The sequence below is a fragment of the Bacteroides sp. 44_46 genome, from assembly GCF_001915465.1.
Lineage (GTDB): Bacteria > Bacteroidota > Bacteroidia > Bacteroidales > Bacteroidaceae > Bacteroides > Bacteroides clarus.
Genome location: NZ_MNQO01000002.1, coordinates 260223 through 283112 on the forward strand (window position 1 = coordinate 260223; position 22890 = coordinate 283112).

The following is a 22890-nucleotide window of genomic DNA, read 5'->3' on the forward strand; positions in this document are numbered from 1 at the left end:
ATTATGAAAAATCAACTGATAACATTTATGGCAGGCTTGAGCCTGGCCTTTACCTCCTGTGTTGACATGGATATGGTGCCTAAGTCACAGGGAAACAGTGAATCATGGTATACCACGGAAACAGAGTTAAAAATGGCTGTTAATGAATTCTATATACTTGGTTACTGGAAGATGGATTCTCCTGAGAGCATGGAGCAGTATTCTGATAACTTCACTTATCGTAATACGAACCGTAAAACTTTATTAGACGGTACATTGAATGGACAGACTTATGAAGTTTATCACCTGTGGCAACAGTCGTATAAACTGATAGCGCGTGCCAATTCATTACTTGAAGGCGTTGAACGAGCGAGAAATGCCGGTTTGTCTGAAGAGGTTATCAACCAGTACGAGGGTGAGGCCTATTTTGCCAGAGCTTGTAAATATGCCGATTTGATATTTTATTGGGGGGATGTTCCTTATTTGGATAAGTATATGACTATTACTGAAGCGGAGCGGATGGGGCGTAAGCCAAAAGCAGAATTGATACCATTAGTATATGAGGATTTTGATAAAGCGATTGAGTATCTTCCGGTTTCTTATGGTTCGGAGGCTGAACATTTCACTAAAGGAGCTGCCTATGCTATGAAAGCTCGTTTTGCTCTGTATATGAGTGATTGGGAAATTGCAGCTAAAGCCGCTAAGGACTGTATGGATTTAGGTATATACTCCTTGGAAGCCGATTTTAGTAAATTATTTCTGCAAAGTACTAAAAGTAATCCGGAAAAGATTTTTGTAATCCCTCGCTCTATTGCCAATGAAGTAGTATTGACCCCGTGGATTGTAAAAAATGAGTTACCCCGTAACGCAGGCGGATATGGTTCTGATAATCCGTCATGGGATTTGTTGGCGGCTTTTCTTTGTACTGACGGGCTTCCCATTGATGAATCACCTTTGTTCGATCCTCGTAATCCTTTTAAAAACAGAGACCCGCGTTGTGCCCAAACTATTGTAGAATTTGAAACTGCTCATTGTGGTTTTGAATATAATCCTCGCCCGGATGCAAAAGAAGTCATGAATTACTCAACAGGTAAGAAGCAATCCAATCAAGATTCGCGTGCAGTTCAGCAATATGCTTCATATAATGGGTTGCTTTGGAAGAAATGTATTGATGCTTCTTGGACAGAAAACGGACAACAGGTAGAATCTGATCAAATATTTATGAGATATGCGGATGTATTATTGATGTATGCAGAAGCAAAGATAGAGTTGAATGAAATAGATAATTCTGTACTGAATGCTATCAATTCAGTTCGTGCACGTGCTTATGGAGTAGATGCGGCTAATGTAGCAATGTATCCTGCTGTTACTACTACTGATCAAACAGAACTGAGAAAAACAGTAAGAATAGAACGGCGTATGGAGTTAGCTAATGAAGGATTACGTTATATGGATTTGATTCGTTGGAAATTGGCATCTAAAGCCTTGAATAGTTATAACTATATAATGTTGGCGCCGGATGATTTACAGAATAATATAGTTGCTAAAGGTTTATGGTTTTGGCCGTCAACCCCACTTATAGATGATGACGGACTGGCTGATTTTTCTACTATGTACAATGCCGGGCAAATTGCTGTTGGTGCGAAAAGAGTCTTTCCCGACCGTCAGTATTTGTGGCCGATACCTACTCATGATATGGAACTTTGTCCTAATCTGGGGAATAACGATGGATATTAATTTCTTAAGAAAATCGTAGTATGAAACAGAAATATGAAATAAAGAAAAGTTGTTTGAGGCTGCTGGGTATGACTGTGTTATCTTTCTTCTTTGTAGCTTGCGGCAATGACGATATAGATAATAATTATTCACGGAACAACTATGAGGTTAATTTGACAGCTTCTTCCGAGAATGTGATATTGGATGAAAGTAAACCGAATGAAGTAGCCTTAACATTAGAATGGACACCGTCTCATGACTATGGGAATGATTATATCGTTACCTATAATTATCAAATGGAATTGGTCGGCAGCAAAGCTGATGCCATTAAAGAATATGAGGATGGTGGAATGTTTATCCGTAACTATACGAATAAGGAACTGCAGGATTTATTGGTTGATAAGTTTGACCAATTGACCAGCACTAAAGGAGTAATGAAATTTACGGTTACGGCTTCTACTGAAGGGCCTCGCCTGATTGTACCTGATATTGCTACAGTTAGTGTGACGGTAAAAACTTATGGCGCGAAACAATTTATGGCAGACAAGGTATTCTTGGCTGTTGAAGGGCAAGAAGATATTGAACTTGTTCCGACTGCCAGCAATCCTCAACAATATGTGTATAGTGGTGAGTTACCTGCCGGAAGAATTTATTTCCCGGTATTGTATGGTGATGAAGAGAATGCTATATGCCCTGTAACGCCAGATATGGCTATAACTACCGAATCTATGGAAGCGACGGTGGTAGACCGTACCGAAACTAATGCATGGATTTTGCCGGAAACAGGTAATTATCGCATTACAGTAGACTTTGACGCTAAGACTGTGAAGATTATCGCATTAGGAGAAATAATAGAAATAGATAAGCTATATCTTGCAGGAAGTGCTGTAACAGGTGAAGATATAGAGGTTGCCCGTACATTGGAAAATGACAACTTGTATGCATTTAGAGGTGAACTGAAAGCAGGCTCACTGTATTTGCCAATATTATTTGCAGATACAAAACAATATGCTATTGCACCAAAGACAGAGGGTGTACAAGATGTTGAATATGCTCAAGATATGCCGCTTAAACAGATTGCTCTGGAGAAGGCTATGAGGGGAGCTTATTGGAATATTCCGGAGGATGGTATTTATCGTATTGTGGTAGATGCCGAGAATCAGAATATTAGAATTTATTCACAGGATACAGATATACAATCAAAAGTGGTGGGTCCGTGGAATGCACAGAATGCTTTTGGCAATACACAGGATGAGACTTTAAAAACATATAGCGGACCTATTGAAAAGTTATGGATGTACGGTACGTTTAACGGTCGGCAAACACATGATGACGGTGTTCCGGCGGGTTTCCAAGACAAATATACATTAAATCAAAGCTTAGCCAATCCTAATGTATTTGTTTATAAAGGTGCCAATTTACCTCGTCAGACGGCTGGGGATTATTGGGAAAAAAATCAAATAACGGGTTCGGTAATGTTCTTTGTGGGAGTTAAAACAGATGATGGAGTAGAGAGAACTAATAATAACGCTTATGCTTTTGGGTCTACTGCGGATGCTGACAGAGATGAGAAAAGATGTGGTTATATTACGGCAACCGCTGGCACTTCTTTGGAATTGGTTGAAGGACAGGATGATAATCGCTACGCTTACTTCATTATTCCTGAGAATACCAACTATGTTATGGTAGATGTTGAGAATCTGAAAGTCATTTTCGATCATAAATAATAAGAGCTATGTATACAATAGATAGGTTGAAATATAAAAAATACGGCTTCTTGTCCGGTATTATGTCTATATTATTAATTGTCATCGGAGCTTGCTCCGATGACAACAGTACAGGAACTGATGTTTGGGAAACTCCCGGTAATGTTGTTGTTTCTACTATTCCGGAACGTACCGCAATAGTTAAGAATCCCATGATGGGTTGGGTGCTCTACGCGGGGCTTGGTGATGGATTGGCTGATTCTTATTGGGAAGATTATGACAATATGCAGTCCTCCGCAGGAATTGTGAGAGTTTCCGATTATGCTACCACACTGTTTATTCGTGCTTCTTGGACAGATTTTAATCCGGAAGAAGGTAAGTATGCATGGGATGAAGATGTAAATACTAAGGCGGCTCAGCGTTTCAAGATGCTGGTCGAGGGTGCTGCCGAAAGAGGCTTGAAGTTGGCATTTGCGGTGATTATAGATAGTCAGGATAAGAGCTATGATTTCACACCTGCATATGTGAAAAATGGCGGTGCGGCCGGTTATACGTCTCAAACAGGTTCTAAAACAGTATGGTCTCCTTATCCGGATGATCCCGTTTTCCAACAGTATTATGAGAAGTTCATCATGGATTTCGCTAAAAAGTATAATGATCCGGATGTAGTGCAATATTTCAGTGGCCAGGGATTCGGTAAATGGGGAGAATCTCACACTGTATTCTATTCCACAGGAGACAATACTCCACGTGAAGCTGTATTCAATTGGTCTACCGATCTCATGCGGAATGCTTTTGACAAAATTCCTGTAGTAGTATATTATCATCGCTATATCGGATTACGCGGTACGGATTCCGGTTATGATGAAGAAACGGAACGTTTATTGCAAAGTGCAGTAGATAAAGGCTATTGCCTTCGTCATGATGCTTTTGGAATGAAGAGTTATTACTCAACCTGGGAACGTGCGTTTGCTACCAGCCAGCGTTATAAACGTCCTATCATAATGGAAGGCGGATGGGTGAAAAAGACTCATGGAAACTCTATTAAGGGAGATGGTTATAACGATTTCGCTGATGTTCGTCACGGAGAATTTGATGAAGGAAAAGGTTCTTATGTAAATATGATGGACTTACGTTACAGCAGTGATATCATAAACGGTGAAACGTACTCATGGTTCAACGATGCGTACGGTCTGGTGCAGGAATTTATTGCAGAAGGCGGTTACAGACTGTATCCAGATAAAATTTCGGTACCTTATGAAGTAGCTAATGGCTCAACATTACGCATCACTCATCGTTGGTCTAATTTGGGTTGGGGATACTGTCCGACTAATATTCCGCAATGGAAAGATAAATATCAGGTGGCATTCGCATTATTGGATAAAAACACACTTCAGCCGAAGTATACTTTCTTGGATTCAGAGCCGGCGCTGTCCGATTGGATTGAGGGTTCTCCGAAGACTTATACTTTCAATTTAAAGCTGACAGATGTTGCTGCCGGTGATTATCTTTGGGCTGTTGGATTGGTGGATACAACCAAAGACAATACTATCGGTATACAAATTTCAGCCAAGAAAGACAGATTGACTACCGAGGGCTGGTTGAAATTATGTGATGTTACAGTTCATTAATGCCTTTAATCTATGGTAAAAAATATATTAGTATACTTCTGTTTGCTTTTTGTTTGTTTGCAAACGAGAGCTGCATCCGTATGGTTAGAGGCGGAGAATTTCACGAATAAGGGTGGTTGGGTAGTAGACCAACAGTTTATGGATCTTATGGGATCTCCTTATTTGATGGCTCACGGTATGGGAGTTCCGGTAGAGGATGCTTCTGCAAAAGTGCAAATTCCGGAAAGTGGAGCCTACTGTGTATATGTCCGTACCTTCAATTGGACTTCTCCCTGGCATCAGGGGGAAGGACCGGGAAAGTTCCGTTTAAAAGTTGGTAATAAGAGGTTCTCTACCGTTTTAGGATGTGAAGGTAATGAGTGGAAGTGGCAATATGCCGGTAAAGTAAGTCTGAAGAAAGGGGAAACCACTATCTCATTGACAGATATGACCGGTTTTAATGGCCGCTGTGATGCCATTTACCTTACGACGGATTCTAAAGAAGTCCCTCCTGCTGATAAAGTCGGATTGGAAGCTTTCCGGCGAAGGATGCTGGATTTGCCTGTATCTCCCGTAATGCATCAATCTTATGATTTGGTTGTGATTGGCGGTGGTATTGCCGGAATGTGCGCAGCAGCAGCGGCTTCTCGTTTAGGATGTAAAGTGGCGCTGGTTAATGATCGTCCGGTTTTGGGAGGAAATAACAGTTCCGAAGTACGTGTACATTTAGGTGGACATATTGAAATTGGGCCTAATAAAGGGCTGGGGCGTATGATTCGTGAGTTCGGGCATTCACGTAAGGGAAATGCACAACCCGGTGAGTACTATGAAGATGAAAAGAAAGCAGCTTTCATAGCCGGAGAAAAGAACATTACCTTATTTTCCAATTATAGGGCTGTTTCCGTTACAATGGACGGCACGCGTATTGGTTCGGTCATTATCAAACACGTTGAGACCGGTGAAGAACAAAGCTTGCAAGCTCCACTCTTTTCCGATTGTACAGGTGATGGTACTATTGGTTATTTGGCCGGTGCCGATTATCGTATCGGACGTGAATCCCGTTCGGAATTCGGTGAAGAACTGGCACCCCCTACTGCTGATAGAATGACAATGGGAGCTTCTGCCCAATGGTACTCGGAAGAAACAGATAAGAAAACCTCTTTTCCGGAATTTTCTTATGGTGTGGACTTTAATGACACTAACTGTGAAAAAGTGACGATGGGAGAGTGGAAATGGGAAACGGGAATGAATTTTGACCAGATAAGTGATGCGGAACGTATTCGTGATTACGGGCTTATGGTAGTTTATTCGAATTGGAGTTTCTTGAAAAACCACTTAAAAGATAACGGAGTTTATAAAAAACGTTCTTTAGCTTGGGTAGCGTATGTTTCCGGTAAGAGAGAGTCCCGCAGGTTGTTGGGAGATTATATCCTGAAGCAAGATGACATTGATAAGAACGTTTTCCATGAGGATGCTTCATTTGCTACTACCTGGAGTCTTGATTTACATTTCCCTGATCCGGAGAATTCCAAAAAGTTTCCCGGAGCAGAATTTAAGGCTGCAACCAAGCACATTTATATACACCCTTACGCGGTTCCTTATCGCTGTTTGTACTCCCGGAATGTGGAGAATCTGTTTATGGCCGGACGTAATATCAGCGTGACCCACGTGGCTTTGGGTACAGTGCGGGTTATGCGTACTACCGGTATGATGGGGGAAGTGGTCGGTATCGCAGCTTCTCTATGTAAAAAGTATCAGGACTCTCCTCGTGGAGTATATCAACATCATTTGGCAGAGTTGAAAGAATGGATGCAAAGAGGAGTCGGTAAGGAGAGCGGTTTACCGGATAATCAACGTTTTAACGAAGCCAATGAGCTGTTACCGGTGCCCCGTGCTTTAATCAAACGATAAAACAGGTTATACTATGAGAATATTACTAATATTATTAGCCGTATGTTGCATACAGCCCTCTGTTTCCGCAGGCAATTCTTGCTATAGTAAATGGACAGGAGATACGCTGATCATTGGCAATAACCGTATTGAACGGAAATTTATTTGGAATGGAGGTAATCTGATAACTTATAGTTTGAGTGATAAGTGTAATGGAAAAACCGTATTATCGGCATCTGCCACTCCTGATTTTTTTATTTCTAAAGGTGATAAAACAGGACTTGGCGGAGATTGCCGGGTTGAGGATATAGCGGCAACGGATATTCATCCTGCCTATCAGCAGACCATTGTTACCTTTTCCGTAGGGACCTTGGATGTGAAACGAGTGTATCGTGTCTATGATGATTGTCCGGCAATAGCCTGTGATACGTATCTGAGAGGTACTGCTAACAGTGTTTTTGGCGGGAGAGAGACTGACATGGCCGATCGTAAGAATATTGAGTTTGCCGAAGATATGAAGTCCAAGTCGGTTACGGCTATTTTGGATCAGCTCCATTTTAAGGGACAGCATTGGCATGTCAAAACCGTTGAGTTTTGGGATGTAACAGACTGGAACAATAATTTGGTGACTGAACGGAATATCATAGCTTATCGTAAAAACAACTATCGCGGTAATCTTTTTTTTGCGCGTAACGGTGAAGACAACTGCGGTTTCTTTTTTTTGAAAGAAGCTCCATGCTCCGGTGTGCAGTTAGCTTATAACGGAGTGGACTTCATGGCAGAGTTTGGCAAATTCATGGTTACCGGTTTGGGTATTACGGAAAAAGATATTCAGCAAGATAGATGGATACAAACTTACAGTTGTGTAACAGGTGTTTATGGTGAAGGAGAATTGCAGGCTTTGACAGCGCTCCGTAATTATCAGAAGAATATTCGTCGTCATTTCCGTAGTCGTGATGAAATGATTATGATGAATACGTGGGGCGACCGTAGTCAGGACACTAAAGTAAATGAGAGTTTCTGTCTGCAAGAATTGGAGCGTGCTGCCAAGTTAGGAATTACTCATTTTCAGATAGATGATGGGTGGCAAGTTGGGAAAAGTCCTAATTCTGCTGTAGCCAAAGGTTCTTTCCGAAATATTTGGGATAACGAGGACTATTGGACTCCGGACCCGGTCAAGTATCCTCACGGACTGACTCCAATCGTTGAGAAAGGAAAAGAGCTGGGTATTGAAATCGGTTTATGGTTTAATCCGAGCGTTCAGAACGATTTTGCTGATTGGGAAAAGGATGCTGAAACTTTGATAGGGCTTTATCGTAAATATGGCATTCGTGTATTTAAAATTGACGGGCTGACTATTCCGACAAAAAGAGCGGAAGTTAATCTGCGCAATTTGTTCGATAAGGTATTGGCGGAAACGGGCGATAAAGTAATGTTTAATTTGGATGCGACGGCAAGCCGCCGTGCCGGTTACCATTTTTTCGGTGAATATGGAAATATCTTCCTTGAGAACCGATATACCGACTGGGGAAATTATTACCCTTATTGGACGCTTCGCAATTTATGGATGCTTGCTAAATATGTTCCGGCTGAAAAGTTACAGATAGAATTCCTGAATAAGTGGAGAAATACTGAAAAGTATGGTAATGAGCCGTTTGCTCCGAAACATTATTCGTTTGAGTATCTATTTGCAACTGCTATGGCAGGGCAGCCATTGGCATGGATGGAAGCTTCCAATCTGCCGGACGAGGCTTTCTCCGTAAAAGCATTGATAGACCGTTACAAAGAAGTTCAATATGACTTTCATCAAGGAGTTATACTGCCGATAGGTGAGGAGCCGTCCGGACGCTCTTGGACAGGATTTCAGTCTATCAGCGACGATAAAAGCGGCTATCTGCTTGTTTACAGAGAGAATAACGGACAGAATAAAAGCTGGATAGAAACATGGTTGCCTGCAGGTGCGAAAATTAAATGTATGCCGGTGCTTGGTAATGGCAAAGCTATGACTACGGTTGTGGGTAGACTGGGAACAGTGGAAATTTCACTACCTGCGATAAATGATTTTGTAATGTATAAGTATGAAATAAAATAAGTATATATCATGAAAAGTTATCGTTTTATTTTCTTGATACTGTTTGTTGGCTTGAGCATAATGTTATATGCCCAGCCGGCAGAGAGAATGGTGCAAGTGATTGTTTCTCCCGAACGTGCCGATTGGTTGTATAAAGAGGGAGAAAAGGTTAATTTTAAAGTTATGGTATTGAGATGTAACGTTCCGGTTCAAAATGTGGAGATACGTTATGAAGTATCTGAGGATATGATGAAAGCACATAAGACGGGAACACAGCTGTTGAAGGCGGGTACGGCGGATATCAATGCCGGAACCATGAAGAAACCGGGATTTCTGCGTTGTCGTGTATTTGCCAAATATCAAAATCGGGAATATGAAGGGCTTGCCACTGTTGGTTTCAGTCCGGAAAAGTTACAGCCGGTAACGGAGATGCCCGATGACTTCCTTGATTTTTGGAAAACAAATAAAGAGGCCGCTGCTAAATGGGATTTGGAGCCTACCATGACATTGGTTCCGGAAAGATGTACGGATAAGGTGAACGTTTATCATATTTCTTTTCAGAATAATGATTACGCTTCTCGTATGTATGGCATGTTGTGCATACCGAAAGCGCCGGGTAAATATCCGGCGATATTGAAAGTGCCGGGTGCAGGTATCCGTTCTTATAGAGGAGAGACAGAACGTGCAGCGAAAGGGGCTATCATTTTGGAAATAGGCATTCATGGAATTCCGGTAAATATGCCGGGAAGTGTTTATAATGACCTGTCTATGGGAGCCTTGAAAAGCTATCATTCATTCAATTTGGATAATCGCGATAAATATTATTATAAGCGCGTTTATATGGGGTGCGTAAAGGCTATTGACTTTATCTATACTCTTCCTGAGTTTAATGGTAATTTGGCCACCTTTGGTGGCAGCCAGGGCGGGGCACTTTCCATTATTGTTGCCGGTTTGGATAGCCGAGTAAAGGGATTGGTATCCTATTATCCGGCTCTGTGTGATATGGCAGGATACGCTTACGGGCGTGCAGGTGGTTGGCCTCATATGTTTAAAACGGAAATTAACCGTACTCCTGATAAGCTGAAAACTGCCGGATATTATGATGTAGTGAATTTTGCCCGCCAAGTAAAAGTTCCCGGATTTTACACTTTTGGCTATAACGATATGGTTTGTCCGCCTACCACTACTTATTCCGCTTATAACGTAATCAATGCCCCGAAAGAATTATTTGTGGCCGAGACTACCGGGCATTATGCTTATGCGGAACAGACAAATGCGGCGTGGAGATGGGTAATGAACTTCTTGAAAAACTGTAAGTAATCACACAAGAAAAGAAGAAGATGAAAAAACATTTGATACTATGTTTGCTATTCGCGCTGTTTACCGGTGAATTGGCGGCACAGGAGCTTATCACGAATGTATATGGACGTAGTGTGCGTTCGTTAAATGGTAAGTGGAATGCTATTGTAGACTTATATGACCAGGGACATCGCATGGAAGTTTATAAAAACATGTCTCCTCAAGGAAATACGGACTTCTATGAATATTCGTTTGAAAACGGATTGCGGTTGAATGTTCCCGGCGATTGGAATTCGCAGATGCCGGAGTTGAAGTATTATGAAGGAACAATTTGGTATGCCCGTCATTTCGATGCTCGTCGTGAGCCGGGTAAGCGACAATTTCTGTACTTTGCCGCAGTCAGCTATCGTAGCCGTGTCTATTTGAATGGAGTGGAAATTGCCGACCATGAAGGTGGCTTTACTCCCTTTCAGGTAGAAGTAACGGACTTATTGAAAGAAGGTGATAATTTCCTGACAGTAGAAGTCAATAATCGCCGTATCAAAGATGCTATTCCCGCACTGTCGTTCGATTGGTGGAACTATGGCGGTATCACTCGCGATGTATTGCTTGTAACTACTCCGCAAACTTATATTGAAGAATATGTCGTCCAATTGGATAAAGAACAACCGGATCGATTGATTACTAAAGTACGGCTCTCCGAGCAAAAAGCCGGCGAGAAGGTTTCGGTAACCATTCCCGAATTGAAAATCACATTCGAGTTGTATACCGATTCGGAAGGAAAGGCGGAAGCTGTGAAAACAGTGAAGAAGTTTCAGCGTTGGTCTCCCGATACCCCGAAATTGTACGAAGTCCGGGTTACTTCTGCTACTGATTGCGTAACGGAACAAATAGGTTTTCGTAATATTACGGTGAAGGGTACCGATATTTATCTGAACGGTAAACCCATGTTCATGTGTAGCATTTCTTTCCATGAAGAAATACCTCAGCGAATGGGACGCGCTTTCTCGGAAGCGGATGCTGCCATGCTGCTGAATGAAGCCAAAGCATTGGGAGTAAATATGATTCGTTTGGCGCATTACCCGCAAAATGAATATACTGTTCGTCTGGCGGAAAAGATGGGATTTATTCTTTGGCAGGAGATTCCTATTTGGCAAGGTATAGACTTTACAGATGATACAACTCGCCGGAAAGCGCAGAATATGTTGTCTGAGATGATTAAGCGTGACCGTAACCGTTGTGCGGTTGGCTTTTGGGGTGTTGCTAATGAGACGCAACCTTCCAAAGAGAGAAATGCTTTTCTGTCTTCGTTGCTTGAAACCGGTAAACAGTTGGATACAACACGCTTGTATGTGGCCGCTTTTGATTTGGTACGTTTCAATGCCGAGAAGCAACGCTTTGTGATGGATGATTCGTTCACCTCTCGGCTGGATGTGGTAGCTGTCAATAAATATATGGGATGGTACCACCCTTGGCCGGTCGAGCCGAAGGATGCCATTTGGAATGTTGTTCCCGACAAACCGCTGATTATTTCAGAGTTCGGTGGTGAGGCCTTGTATGGGCAGTCCGGTAGTGAAGATGTAGTCAGTTCCTGGAGCGAAGAATATCAGGCGCGTTTATATCGCGACAACATTCGTATGTTCGATAATATTCCTAATTTGCGTGGAGTTTCGCCATGGGTATTGTTTGATTTCCGTTCCCCATTCCGTTTCCATCCGACTAATCAGGATGGTTGGAACCGCAAGGGATTAATCTCTGATCAGGGAATGAGAAAAAAGGCCTGGTATCTTATGCGTGACTACTATCAGAAGAAAAAACTTACTAACAGATAATTAACCAAAAACTAATGATAATGAAGAATTTACTATTAAAGAGCAAAACATTGCTAAATGTTTTGTTCATACTGATGGTTACATTGACCGGTTCGGTAACCCTGTTGACGGCATGTTCGGAGGATGATGATACTACTCAGAATTTAAGTAATACATGGATGAAATCTGCTTCTGACGAGGTGGAACTTGAAATAGGTGTTCGTACTCCGGTGAATTTATTATTTAAGGATGCGGTAGCCGAGAAATTAGAATATACATGTACTTCTTCTGATGCGGCTGTTGCCACGGCAGCGTTGAGTAAGGGTAATAAAACAGTTACCATTGAAGGACTTGCCGAGGGGACTGCTGACATCAAGATAGCTTATGCCTCCAGTGCACTTGATAATCTGACGGCAACAATCACAGTGACAGTAAGCAAACCGAGCGGTGATTATGAAGCCGAATATGCGGACAATGGACGCTGGATGAAAGCGGCTGTTGAGAAAGCGGAAGTAAATATAGATGAAGAAACTCCGGTGGCGCTTACTTTCAGCGATGATGAAATGAAGGCGTTGGAGTATGAGTGTAAATCGTTCGATGAGGCTGTTGCCATTGCAACAGGATTCTCAATGGATGCCGATAATAATAAGATTGTCAATGTAAAAGGTGTAAAGGTTGGAACCACTAAAGTCAAGATACAGTATTGGAAACCTCTTGAAGGTGGCGGTAGAAGAATTATCCGTTGTTTGTCCGATACTATAGAGGTTTCTGTAAAGGATAGATTGGCAGGAGCTACTATGACACTTGCCAAGGAGGAAATGAAATTGAAACCATCTGAAGAAATGCAGATTCCGATGATATTCGGAACAGAGGAAACGATTATCGCATCGGACTATATTTGTACACCCTCTGATGAGGCTATTGCTACTGCGGAAGTGAAAGAGGTGGAAGGTAAATTGTTTTTAGCGGTAAAAGCGAAGGTCGACGGAGAAACAACTATTAAAGTAGAGTATAATAGGAATGGAAGAAAAAATGCGGCTCTTTCTGGAGATATAAAAATTAAAGTTGTGAATGGTCTCACTCGTGTGCTTACAATAGGTAATAGCTTCTCTCAAGATGCAGTAGAACAATATTTATATGAGTTGGCCGAGGCAGCAGGACAGGATTTGGTAATTGGAAGTATGGTGATTGGTGGTTGTGACTTAGACAAACATTGGACAAATATGCAGAATGATAATGCAGACTATTTTTATCGGAAAATAGATAGGCGGGTTGATAATGGAGAAAAGAAAGAAACGAAAGATTATAAACTGTCCCAAGCATTAGTTGATGAAAAGTGGGATTATATCAGTTTGCAGCAGGTGAGTGGTAAATCTGGATTATATGAAACATACACAAATCTTCCAAATTTGATTGCAGGCGTGAAGAAAGTAAGACCGGATGCTAATATTGTCTTACATCAGACTTGGGCGTATGCATCTAATTCTACTCATAGTGACTTTAAAAACTATAACCAAAATCAGAACGCAATGTACACTGCAATTGTTGAGACGGTGAATAAGGCAAAATCTGATAATCCGGAAATCACTATGATTGTTCCTTCAGGAACAGCTATTCAGAACGGACGTACTTCTTATTTGGGGGATACGTTCAATCGTCCTGATGGTACCATGTACTACCACTTAGAAACAACTTATGGGCGCTACACAGCGGCATGTACCTGGTTTGGTGCTCTTCTGGGAGACGTGCGACACAATACTTACCAACCGGAAACTGTAAATGATAATCAAGCAAAGATAGCACGGCAATCGGCTTATGCAGCAATACAGGAGCCGGATAAGGTGACAGATATGAGTCGATACGATCCGCCTATTAGTTTTGAATCTCCAGTATATGTTGACTTTGGCTCTGGAAAAAGCTCATCTCCGTGGAATAATGTGACGATATCTGCAGCAACCGTTCCTGTTACTTTAGTGGACGCTAATGGAAATAATACAGGCTTAAAACTGACCGTTTCAAATGATTTTGAAAATTATGAAGGACATGGTGGAAAAAATGAAGCTACTATAGAGGAGATTGTATTCCCAACAGCAGTATGGAATGATGGCCTATTAGTGAAAGAAGAAAATGCGAAAGGAACTGTGACTATTTCTCATTTAGACCCAGCAGCTTCCTATAATTTCATGATTCAAGTGGCTCGTTATAATAGTAATAACATGGAAGCTCGTAAGTCTTTAATTTCATTGAATGGTGGGGATGTTAGAACAGTGCAACAAGCAGTTTCTACAACTGCTCCTAATAGACCAACAGTAGATAATACAACGACATTTATAGGTATAACCCCAACAGAGGAAGGTCTTGTTGTAATAGAAATTGGTGCAGGTGGCACATTGTTTGAAGGACGTATTAATTCCTTGGTTATTACTCCTATTCTAAATGATTGAAAGGGGTAAGGTAAGGGTAGGTTTATAATCTAGTTGGATTAAATAATACAATCACTTAATATCCATTGCTATACAAGTACCAATTTTATATCACCCTTTGGTATTGGAAGTACCATGTTTTGGTACGACAAATACCAAAGGCTGATACTCCTTGTACCAATCGTCGGTACCTCTCGTACCTACGGTTGGTACGAAAGTTACCTTGTGGAAGGAGTTAGGAATAGACGGGGCGTTTGTCCTTTTTAAATACAGACCAAATGAATATCAGTAAGAGAGTTTTTTTGAACATATTATTGCTTTATTGTTATATGCTTGCTGCCGACGCTCAAGTATACATCACTCCCCAAGCGGAACAGCGTGCCAAAGCCTTAGTTTCCCAAATGACTTTGGAAGAGAAGATTGATTATATCTCCGGTCCCAAGTCATTTTATATTCGTGCTGTTCCCCGATTGGGGATTCCCGAAATAAGAATGGCTGACGGACCTCAAGGAATACGTAATAATACCCAAAGCACTTTGTACCCTTGTGGTATTCTCTCCGCTTCAACATGGAACCGGAGACTAGTCCGGGATTTGGGTAATGGCTTGGGACAAGACGCAAGAGCTCGCGGAGTTAGCATTCTGTTAGGTCCTGGTGTCAATATCTACCGTTCTCCCTTGTGCGGACGTAATTACGAGTATTTCGGTGAAGACCCTTATCTGACGGGTGAAGTTGCTAAAGAATATATATTGGGCGTTCAGGAAGAGGGAGTGATGGCTACGGTGAAACATTTTGCCGCTAATAACCAGGAATGGAGCAGGCATCATGCAAGCTCGGACGTAGACGAACGTACTTTGCAAGAAATTTATTTCCCAGCTTTTCGTAAAGCGGTACAGGAAGCCCGGGTAGGAGCGGTGATGGATAGTTATAATCCGCTCAACGGAGTACATGCCACCGAGAACCGATGGCTTAACATTGATGTGCTGCGTAAGCAATGGGGATTTAAAGGGATTCTGATGTCGGACTGGACTTCTGTATATTCCGGGGTGGGAGCCGCCAATGGCGGGCTGGATTTGGAAATGCCTGTCGGCCGATTTATGACAAAGGAGATTCTGATTCCGGCAATAGCGAATGGTATTGTAACCGAAACAACGATTGACCTTAAAGTACAGCATATTCTTCAGACATTAATAGCTTTTGGAGCCTTTGACACCCCAAGAGAGGATAAGTCGATTGCCAAAGATAATGTCCGGTCTAAAGAGATAGCCCTCAATCTTGCCCGGGAAGGGGTTGTTTTGTTGAAAAATGATAATCAGACCTTGCCTTATCGGAAAGGCAGGACACTGATTCTCGGTCCTAATGCTGATATTATCCCGACAGGTGGCGGAAGCGGGTTTGTCACTCCTTATTCTACCGTATCACTTTATGACGGTATGGTTCAATTGAAAGGAGAAAAACAAGTAGAGTTGCTGCCCGACAATATTCTGTATAAAGATATATCCGGGCGGATTTACACAGACGAAAGCCTCACCCGAAACGGATTTAAGAGCGAATACTATAATACTCCTAATCTTACCGGGAAACTTTTTAAAACGTCGATAGAACAGAATATAGATTATACCTGGAAATATGGCGCACCCTTTGAAGGTATGCCGGCGGATAAGTTTTCTGTTTGCTGGAACGGTCTTTATCAGGCTGATAAAGACGGTACGATTAAGTTTCAGTTGGCGGGAGATGATGGCTATCGCTTGTTTGTGAACGATAAAATGGTAACCGGGGATTGGGGCAATCATTCGTTCAGTACCCGTAGTGCATTTATGCAAGTCAAAGCAGGGGAGTTGTACAAATTACGCATCGAATATTTCGATAATGCAGGTGAAGCAACTGTAAAATTCCAGGCCGGCATGCTGGATGAAGAACGTTTGTCGGCTTCTTTGAGGCGTGCGGCAAATGTGATTGTATGCGCCGGGTTCAATAGCAGTACCGAAGGAGAAGGGTTCGACCGTCCGTTTGCATTGTCTCATGGGCAGGAATATCTTATAAATAAGGTGGCATCGCTTCATAAGAATGTAACGGTGGTTGTAAATGCCGGTGGCGGTATTGACTTCCGTAACTGGGGAAAGAATGTGCAAGCCGTTCTGATGGCCTGGTATCCGGGACAAGAGGGGGGAAAAGCCATCGCTGAGATTATTACGGGAAAACTCTCGCCAAGCGGAAAGTTGCCTGTCAGTATTGAAGAAAGGTGGGAAGATAATCCGGTATATGATAATTATTATGATAACCGTAACGTGCCTCACAAAAGAGTACAATATGCGGAAGGTGTTTTTGTAGGCTACAGGGGATACGACCGGACAGGAAAGCGACCGTTATATCCTTTCGGTTACGGACTTTCCTACAGTCGTTTTGAGTACAGTGATATGACCGTAGAGAAGCTTGGCGACAACCGTGTCTCAGTAAGTTTCGATGTGAAGAACATCGGAAATATGGATGCTGCGGAAGTGGTGCAGGTATATGTGCGGGATGTGAAGTCTTCTGTGCCACGTCCGCTGAAAGAACTGAAAGGATATGATAAAGTTTATTTGAAAAAAGGGGAGACCAAGCGTATCGGTATATCTTTGGATAGGGACGCTTTTGCTTTTTACGACATAAATACCCGGAGCTTTATCGTGGAAGAAGGAGAATTTGAAATCTTGGCAGGAGCTTCTTCCGAAGATTTGCCTTTAAAACAAACTATTACTTTATAATATGAAACAATCTCGAATATTAAAACTGTTACTTGTCTGCCTGTTGTTTTGTTTCGCGGGTGAGACTTATGCCCGGCAGAAGGCCGTTAAGATTCTTGCTATCGGCAATAGCTTCTCACAGGATGCTGTGGAACAATATTTGCACGAACTGGCCGAGGCTGACGGTATTTCTACTATTATCGGCAATATGTATATCGGCGGGTGCTCTTTGGAGCGCCACGTAAAAAATGCACGTGCTAATGACTCCGCTTATTATTACCGTAAGATAGGTCTTGACGGAAAGAGAGTTGAAAAAAAGAAAGTTTCATTGGAAACAGCTCTGGCGGATGAAGAATGGGATTATGTCAGCCTTCAACAGGCCAGTCCGTTTTCCGGTATGTATGAAACGTACGAGGTGTGGTTACCCGAATTGGTACAGTATGTGCGCGAACGGTTGCCAAAGAAAACTAAACTGATGTTGCACCAAACTTGGGCTTATGCGGCTGATGCCAAACATACGGGTTTTAATAACTATAACCGCAATCAGCTGACGATGTATCACTCTATTGTGGATGCTGTGAAGCAGGCTGGTAAGCTGGTAGGTATAAAGATGATAATTCCTTCGGGTACCGCCATACAAAATGCGCGTACTTCTTTTGTCGGCGACCACATGAACCGTGACGGTTATCATCTGGATTTGAAAATAGGCCGGTATACGGCTGCCTGTACATGGTTTGAACGTATCTTCAAACATTCTGCCGTTGGTAATGCTTATGCGCCGGAGGGCTTGGACGACGCGCGCCGTAAAGTGGCGCAGCAGGCTGCTCACGAAGCTGTGTTGCATCCTTATCGGATTACCGATTTGGGCGGTGAAAAGAATCCCTTGTACAAAGACCCGAAAGCTCCGATTGAAGAACGTGTCAATGATTTGGTTGCACGAATGACATTGGAAGAAAAAGTTCTCCAACTGAACCAATACACATTGGGGCGTAATAATAATGTAAACAATGTGGGAGAGGAAGTGAAGAAGCTTCCGGCAGAAATCGGTTCCGTGATTTATTTCGATACAGATGCTGAGCTGCGTAACGGTTTGCAACGTAAGGCGATGGAAGAGTCCCGCTTGGGCATTCCTGTTTTGTTCGGTTACGATGTAATTCATGGTTTCCGTACCGTTTATCCTATCTCTTTAGGACAGGCATGTTCCTGGAATCCCGGATTGGTGGAACAGGCTTGCGCTGTTGCCGCCCAAGAGGCGCGTATGTCGGGAGTAGACTGGACTTTCTCTCCGATGATTGATGTGGCGCATGACGGTCGTTGGGGACGTGTAGCCGAGGGGTACGGAGAAGACCCGTATACCAACGGGGTTTTCTGTGTGGCTTCGGTGAAAGGCTATCAGGGTGATACCTTGGCGGATGAACGGAGAGTGGCTGCCTGCCTGAAACACTATGTGGGGTATGGAGCTTCGGAAGCGGGACGCGATTATGTTTATACGGAGATTTCCAAACAGACGCTTTGGGATACCTATATGCTTCCTTATGAGATGGGAGTTAAGGCCGGAGCTGTTACTTTGATGAGCGCATTCAATGATATTAGCGGAGTTCCCGCATCTGCCAATCGTTATACGATGACTGAAATACTGAAAAACCGTTGGAAGCATGACGGATTTGTTGTATCCGACTGGGGAGCAGTGGAACAGTTGGTAAATCAGGGTGTGGCATCGTCAAAGAAAGAGGCCAGTCTGAAAGCCTTTCAGGCGGGTATGGAAATGGATATGATGTCTCACGGTTATGATAAATATCTGGCGGACTTGTTGAAAGAAGGGAAAATCTCGGAAGAAAGGCTGAACGATGCGGTTCGTAGGGTGTTGCGTGTTAAATTCCGGTTAGGGCTGTTTGATAATCCTTATACTAAGAAGAGTACGGAGGAAGAGCGGTTTCTGCTTCCGTCAAGTTTGGAGATAGCCGGAAAGCTGGCGGAAGAATCAGTCGTGTTATTGAAGAATGAAGATAATGTACTGCCGCTTTCTGCATCTGCCAAGATTGCAGTGATTGGTCCGATAGGTAAGAATAAGTGGAACTTACTGGGCTCTTGGTCCGGTCATGGTCGTGACGGTGATGTGGTAAGTGTATATGAGGGTTTGGAAGCGGAGTTTAAGGATAAGTCCCGGTTATTGTATGCTAAAGGATGTGACTTTGAAGGTGAAGATGAGTCGGGATTTGCCGAAGCTGTAGCTGTTGCCAAGCAATCGGACGTTATTCTTCTTTGTCTGGGTGAGAAAAAGACCTGGAGCGGTGAGAATGCCTCGCGTTCTACACTGGCATTGCCGCAAATTCAGGAAAAGCTGGCTATGGAGTTACAGAAAACAGGCAAACCTATTATATTGCTTCTTTCTAACGGACGTCCTTTGGAGTTAAATCGGTTGGAACCTGTCAGTAAAGCTATTGTAGAAATATGGCAGCCGGGTGTTGCAGGGGGCAAACCTATTGCCGGTATTCTTAGCGGCCGAATCAATCCTTCCGGAAAGTTGGCTATCACCTTCCCGTACTCTACCGGACAGATTCCCATCTATTATAATCAGAGGAAGAGTGGACGCTCGCATCAGGGATTCTATCAGGATATAACCAGTAAGCCGCTTTATCCGTTCGGTCATGGTTTGAGCTATACGGAATTTGAGTATGGTGCAATCACTCCTTCTGCCACAGTGGTAAAACGTGGTGAAAAGCTGACGGTGGAAGTACCTGTCACTAATGTGGGAGAGCGTGACGGCGCAGAGACTGTACTTTGGTTTATCTCCGATCCGTACAGCTCGATAACCCGTCCGGTAAAAGAACTGAAATTTTTTGATAAACAGCTTATCAAAGCCGGAGATACAAAGGTTTTCCGTTTTGATGTTGATTTGGAACGTGATTTCGGCTTCGTAGATGAGAATGGAAAACGGTTTTTGGAAGCAGGCGAATACTACATCATGGTGAAAGACCGGAAAGTGAAGATCGAGCTGGTTGATTGAGAGTCTTGACTTCATAGAAATAAATAAGCCCTTCAAAAATAATCATTTTGAAGGGCTTATTTATTTCTATGAAGTATTTCGCTTTATTTGTTGAAAGAAGTATAGGTAACTTCTATCTGCAAGTTGCTTCCGCCATAGGTCGGATCTCCACCTTTTAGCTTGGCATACGTAGGTTTCAGGTCATGCTGAATGCCAATCATGGAAGGAGTGGTGCTGTTCGTATCATACGTCACGACTACGGGGATTAATACAACCTTATCCCAGTTCTCCCCTTCACCGCCGGGCTGGCTCCATCCCGCTTCCCATGCCGCTTCATCCCACGCTGCGCCTGCGTCTTCTTTTGCTTTCTGTTTGGCGGCCTTTTTCTCGTTGATGCAAGCGGAGACTAAACGGGCGATATTCTTAAATGTATATTGGTTCGTTTCCACACTGTTGTGAGTGGCGACAAAAGAGGTAACATTGTCCGTAAGTTCGTTATTGACAAAGAAAGTGTCCATGTCTTTCTTGCGCAATAGCAAAACCGTTTCCGGCGCACTCATGCTGAACTTATATTTGTTGTTATTCTCCTGATTATAATTCGTGAAAGTCAGTTTAACGGCATTCAGCGTGTCGTTGGTCAACTCTTCATGTATTTTATCGTAGGGCAAAGTAGCCTCTGTGAAGATGCCGGCGGGCGATTTGAGATAACTCCAGCCTTTCTCGCTGTCGCTGGTCACTTTCTTTTCCAGTTGCGGGGAGTTCTCGAATCTGTTGGCTTGGACAACTTCTTTCGTAGAGGCAAATACGGTTGCCGTACTGTAATATAAAGAGTCGGCGGGTTTGCCTTCCGCATTCAATGTACCGTCTTTCTTAGTGAGTTTTACCCCTAAGCTGTCCACATAATGGAAACGGAATTGCATTTGTAAGTCCACGCGGTCGACATATAAAATGGTTCCATCGCCATAATCGGTTTCAATATATACGCCTTTCAATACATTATCGATAAACTTATCCGAGTTCTTGAAGAAGTCGTTCTCTCCTCTCTGATAAGCTCTGTTTAACTGCAGCAGCTCGTTACCGAACTCTTTGCTTAAAGGCAGGGTTACATTCGGATAGAAAAGACTGTTACCATTGGAGTCGGTGGCGTTTCTTACCGAATCGGGTACGGAAGTATCGTAGGCCGTATACGCTTTGTGCAGTTGGAAATATCCGGTTGTAAAGTTCGGCTTATTCGCTGTTACCTTGCTGAAATAATCTTCCGGATTAATATCGGTATAGTGGTTGTTCGTTAATCTTCGGTTCAATTCGTATACCGACATTCTGCATGGATTCAAAGAATCTCCGTACCATGAAGCGTAGTATATTGTCAGTTGGGCGGAAGATACGGTATCGCCGGCCATCGTTCCCGTATGGGTCTCGTCGTTGTATTCCGCAGGAAATCTAAAGTCATCGGCGCAGTTCAACTCTGTCAGAAAACTGGCTTTATAATTCCCGAAACCGTTCGGATCGGGGTCGGTGAACGTACCGACGTATCCCGTGCTCGTCTTGGCATAAACAGGTCCTGCAAGAATGGATTTTGTAGAAACCTCGAAAGTCTTGGTTTGGGCGGAAATACCATCCGAATCGGGCAGCATACCCATACCCAGTGTTCCGGTATTATCATCGCATCCGTAGAAAGCCAGGAGTGCCAGAAACAATATCCCTAAATATTTTACTTTCATAATTCTTCGTCTTGAAATCAACTTTATTCTTGTTCTACTCCCCAAACCCGGTCGTAGAAGTCGTTGCAGGCATCCGCGAAGTTTTCGGGAGATTGATAGCCTAAGATAGGCTTACCGATTTGACGGGCATACTCCATGACTTCCTCATTCACGTGTTCGCTTTGCTGGATAACACCGTCGGAATAGTCTACCGCTAATTTGCAGAGAGCCGTATAATCAATCGGTTCTTTCAAATCGGCGATATCTTTCTTGCTGATGCCCTTCAATAGGAGCTTGCTGGCAAAATCGGGATGGAACGGCTCTTTAAAGTCATTGTCATACAGTGAAAAGACAACTTTTGCATCTCTGAACGATGGTTCGTCTTTATACGCTTTTTTGATATATAGCGGCGCCAATGCGGTCATCCAGCCATGACAGTGGATGACGTCCGGACACCAGCGTAATTTCTTAACCGTTTCCAGTACGCCGCGGGCATAGAAAATAGCGCGTGCGTCGTTGTCTTCATATTCGACGCCGTTCTCATCAACCACTTGCAAGCGGTTCTGGAAGTAATCGTCGTTGTCGATGAAGTAAACTTGCATGCGGGCAGACTGTATGGAAGCCACTTTAATGATAAGCGGATGGTCGGTATCGTCGATGATAAGGTTCATACCGGAGAGACGTATCACTTCGTGCAACTGGTTCCTGCGCTCATTGATGTTTCCCCATTTGGGCATAAACGTTCTGATTTCTCTGCCTTTTTCTTGGATTGCTTGCGGCAGGTTTCTGCCAACAAGGGACATCTCGGATTCTGAAACGTAAGGGGTAATTTCTTGTGTTATAAATAAAACCTTGTTCGCCTTTGTCATAATAACAATGTTCTCAATTATTCTGCAAAGATATAAAAAAAATCGGGCAATAAAGCAAGACGAGCTCGTCTATAATTCCTTATGAATTGTTAAGCGGTTGTGTATCA

At 43.0% G+C, this 22890-nt stretch carries 12 protein-coding genes and 1 pseudogene; 11 read left to right on the forward strand and 2 right to left on the reverse strand.

Annotation, left to right across the window (positions count from 1 at the left end; genetic code table 11):
- Window positions 1–3 precede the first annotated feature (3 nt).
- The 11 genes and pseudogenes from BHV73_RS02260 (at window position 4) to BHV73_RS02305 (ending at window position 20235) form a co-directional block, all read left to right on the forward strand.
- Window positions 4–1716 (forward strand): RagB/SusD family nutrient uptake outer membrane protein, encoded by a 1713-nt coding sequence (locus tag BHV73_RS02260; protein ID WP_087412839.1) that lies wholly within the window; start codon window positions 4–6, stop codon window positions 1714–1716.
- Window positions 1717–1736: 20 nt separating this feature from the next.
- Entirely contained in the window at window positions 1737–3422 is a 1686-nt protein-coding gene (locus BHV73_RS02265) for a SusE domain-containing protein (protein ID WP_087412838.1), read from the forward strand.
- An 8-nt stretch (window positions 3423–3430) separates the two neighbouring features.
- Entirely contained in the window at window positions 3431–5032 is a 1602-nt protein-coding gene (locus tag BHV73_RS02270) for a DUF4832 domain-containing protein (RefSeq protein ID WP_087412837.1), read from the forward strand.
- A 12-nt stretch (window positions 5033–5044) separates the two neighbouring features.
- Window positions 5045–6922, forward strand: a complete 1878-nt coding sequence (locus BHV73_RS02275; protein ID WP_087412836.1) for an FAD-dependent oxidoreductase — start codon at window positions 5045–5047, stop codon at window positions 6920–6922.
- A 13-nt stretch (window positions 6923–6935) separates the two neighbouring features.
- Window positions 6936–8993 (forward strand): alpha-galactosidase, encoded by a 2058-nt coding sequence (locus BHV73_RS02280; protein WP_087412835.1) that lies wholly within the window; start codon window positions 6936–6938, stop codon window positions 8991–8993.
- Window positions 8994–8999: 6 nt separating this feature from the next.
- On the forward strand, window positions 9000–10292 hold the full coding sequence (locus BHV73_RS02285) for an acetylxylan esterase (RefSeq protein ID WP_087412834.1): 1293 nt from the start codon (window positions 9000–9002) through the stop codon (window positions 10290–10292).
- Between the two features lie 20 nt (window positions 10293–10312).
- A complete protein-coding gene (locus tag BHV73_RS02290; protein WP_087412833.1) occupies window positions 10313–12103 on the forward strand; it encodes a glycoside hydrolase family 2 protein in 1791 nt (596 codons plus the stop codon).
- A gap of 20 nt (window positions 12104–12123) precedes the next feature.
- A complete protein-coding gene (locus tag BHV73_RS02295; protein WP_162609570.1) occupies window positions 12124–14526 on the forward strand; it encodes a DUF4886 domain-containing protein in 2403 nt (800 codons plus the stop codon).
- Between the two features lie 257 nt (window positions 14527–14783).
- Window positions 14784–17249: a beta-glucosidase gene (locus BHV73_RS02300; protein ID WP_087412832.1), complete on the forward strand. Its 2466-nt coding sequence runs from the start codon at window positions 14784–14786 to the stop codon at window positions 17247–17249.
- A 1-nt stretch (window position 17250) separates the two neighbouring features.
- Window positions 17251–18051 (forward strand): annotated as a pseudogene (locus BHV73_RS14725) (DUF4886 domain-containing protein); the annotation flags it as partial.
- Between the two features lie 12 nt (window positions 18052–18063).
- Window positions 18064–20235 carry a glycoside hydrolase family 3 N-terminal domain-containing protein gene (locus BHV73_RS02305; protein ID WP_373129776.1) on the forward strand — a complete coding sequence of 724 codons (2172 nt, stop codon included), beginning with the start codon at window positions 18064–18066 and terminating at the stop codon, window positions 20233–20235.
- Between the two features lie 83 nt (window positions 20236–20318).
- Here the strand turns inward: BHV73_RS02305 and bamH are convergent, their stop codons facing one another.
- On the reverse strand, window positions 20319–21935 hold the full coding sequence (bamH, locus tag BHV73_RS02310) for a BamH family beta-barrel-assembly machinery protein (RefSeq protein WP_087412830.1): 1617 nt from the start codon (window positions 21933–21935) through the stop codon (window positions 20319–20321).
- A 23-nt stretch (window positions 21936–21958) separates the two neighbouring features.
- Window positions 21959–22783, reverse strand: coding sequence for a glycogen/starch synthase (locus BHV73_RS02315; protein ID WP_009122543.1), 825 nt, complete (start codon window positions 22781–22783; stop codon window positions 21959–21961).
- Between the last annotated feature and the right edge of the window lie 107 nt (window positions 22784–22890).

Bases quoted from the DNA above. Each gene is read 5' to 3' on its own strand.
- BHV73_RS02290 (WP_087412833.1), top strand. From the start codon at position 10,313: ATGAAAAAACATTTGATACTATGTTTGCTATTCGCGCTGTTTACCGGT.
- BHV73_RS02315 (WP_009122543.1), bottom strand. From the start codon at position 22,783: ATGACAAAGGCGAACAAGGTTTTATTTATAACACAAGAAATTACCCCT.
- BHV73_RS02275 (WP_087412836.1), top strand. From the start codon at position 5,045: ATGGTAAAAAATATATTAGTATACTTCTGTTTGCTTTTTGTTTGTTTG.
- BHV73_RS02270 (WP_087412837.1), top strand. From the start codon at position 3,431: ATGTATACAATAGATAGGTTGAAATATAAAAAATACGGCTTCTTGTCC.
- BHV73_RS02265 (WP_087412838.1), top strand. From the start codon at position 1,737: ATGAAACAGAAATATGAAATAAAGAAAAGTTGTTTGAGGCTGCTGGGT.
- BHV73_RS02300 (WP_087412832.1), top strand. From the start codon at position 14,784: ATGAATATCAGTAAGAGAGTTTTTTTGAACATATTATTGCTTTATTGT.
- BHV73_RS02280 (WP_087412835.1), top strand. From the start codon at position 6,936: ATGAGAATATTACTAATATTATTAGCCGTATGTTGCATACAGCCCTCT.
- bamH (WP_087412830.1), bottom strand. From the start codon at position 21,935: ATGAAAGTAAAATATTTAGGGATATTGTTTCTGGCACTCCTGGCTTTC.
- BHV73_RS02295 (WP_162609570.1), top strand. From the start codon at position 12,124: ATGAAGAATTTACTATTAAAGAGCAAAACATTGCTAAATGTTTTGTTC.
- BHV73_RS02260 (WP_087412839.1), top strand. From the start codon at position 4: ATGAAAAATCAACTGATAACATTTATGGCAGGCTTGAGCCTGGCCTTT.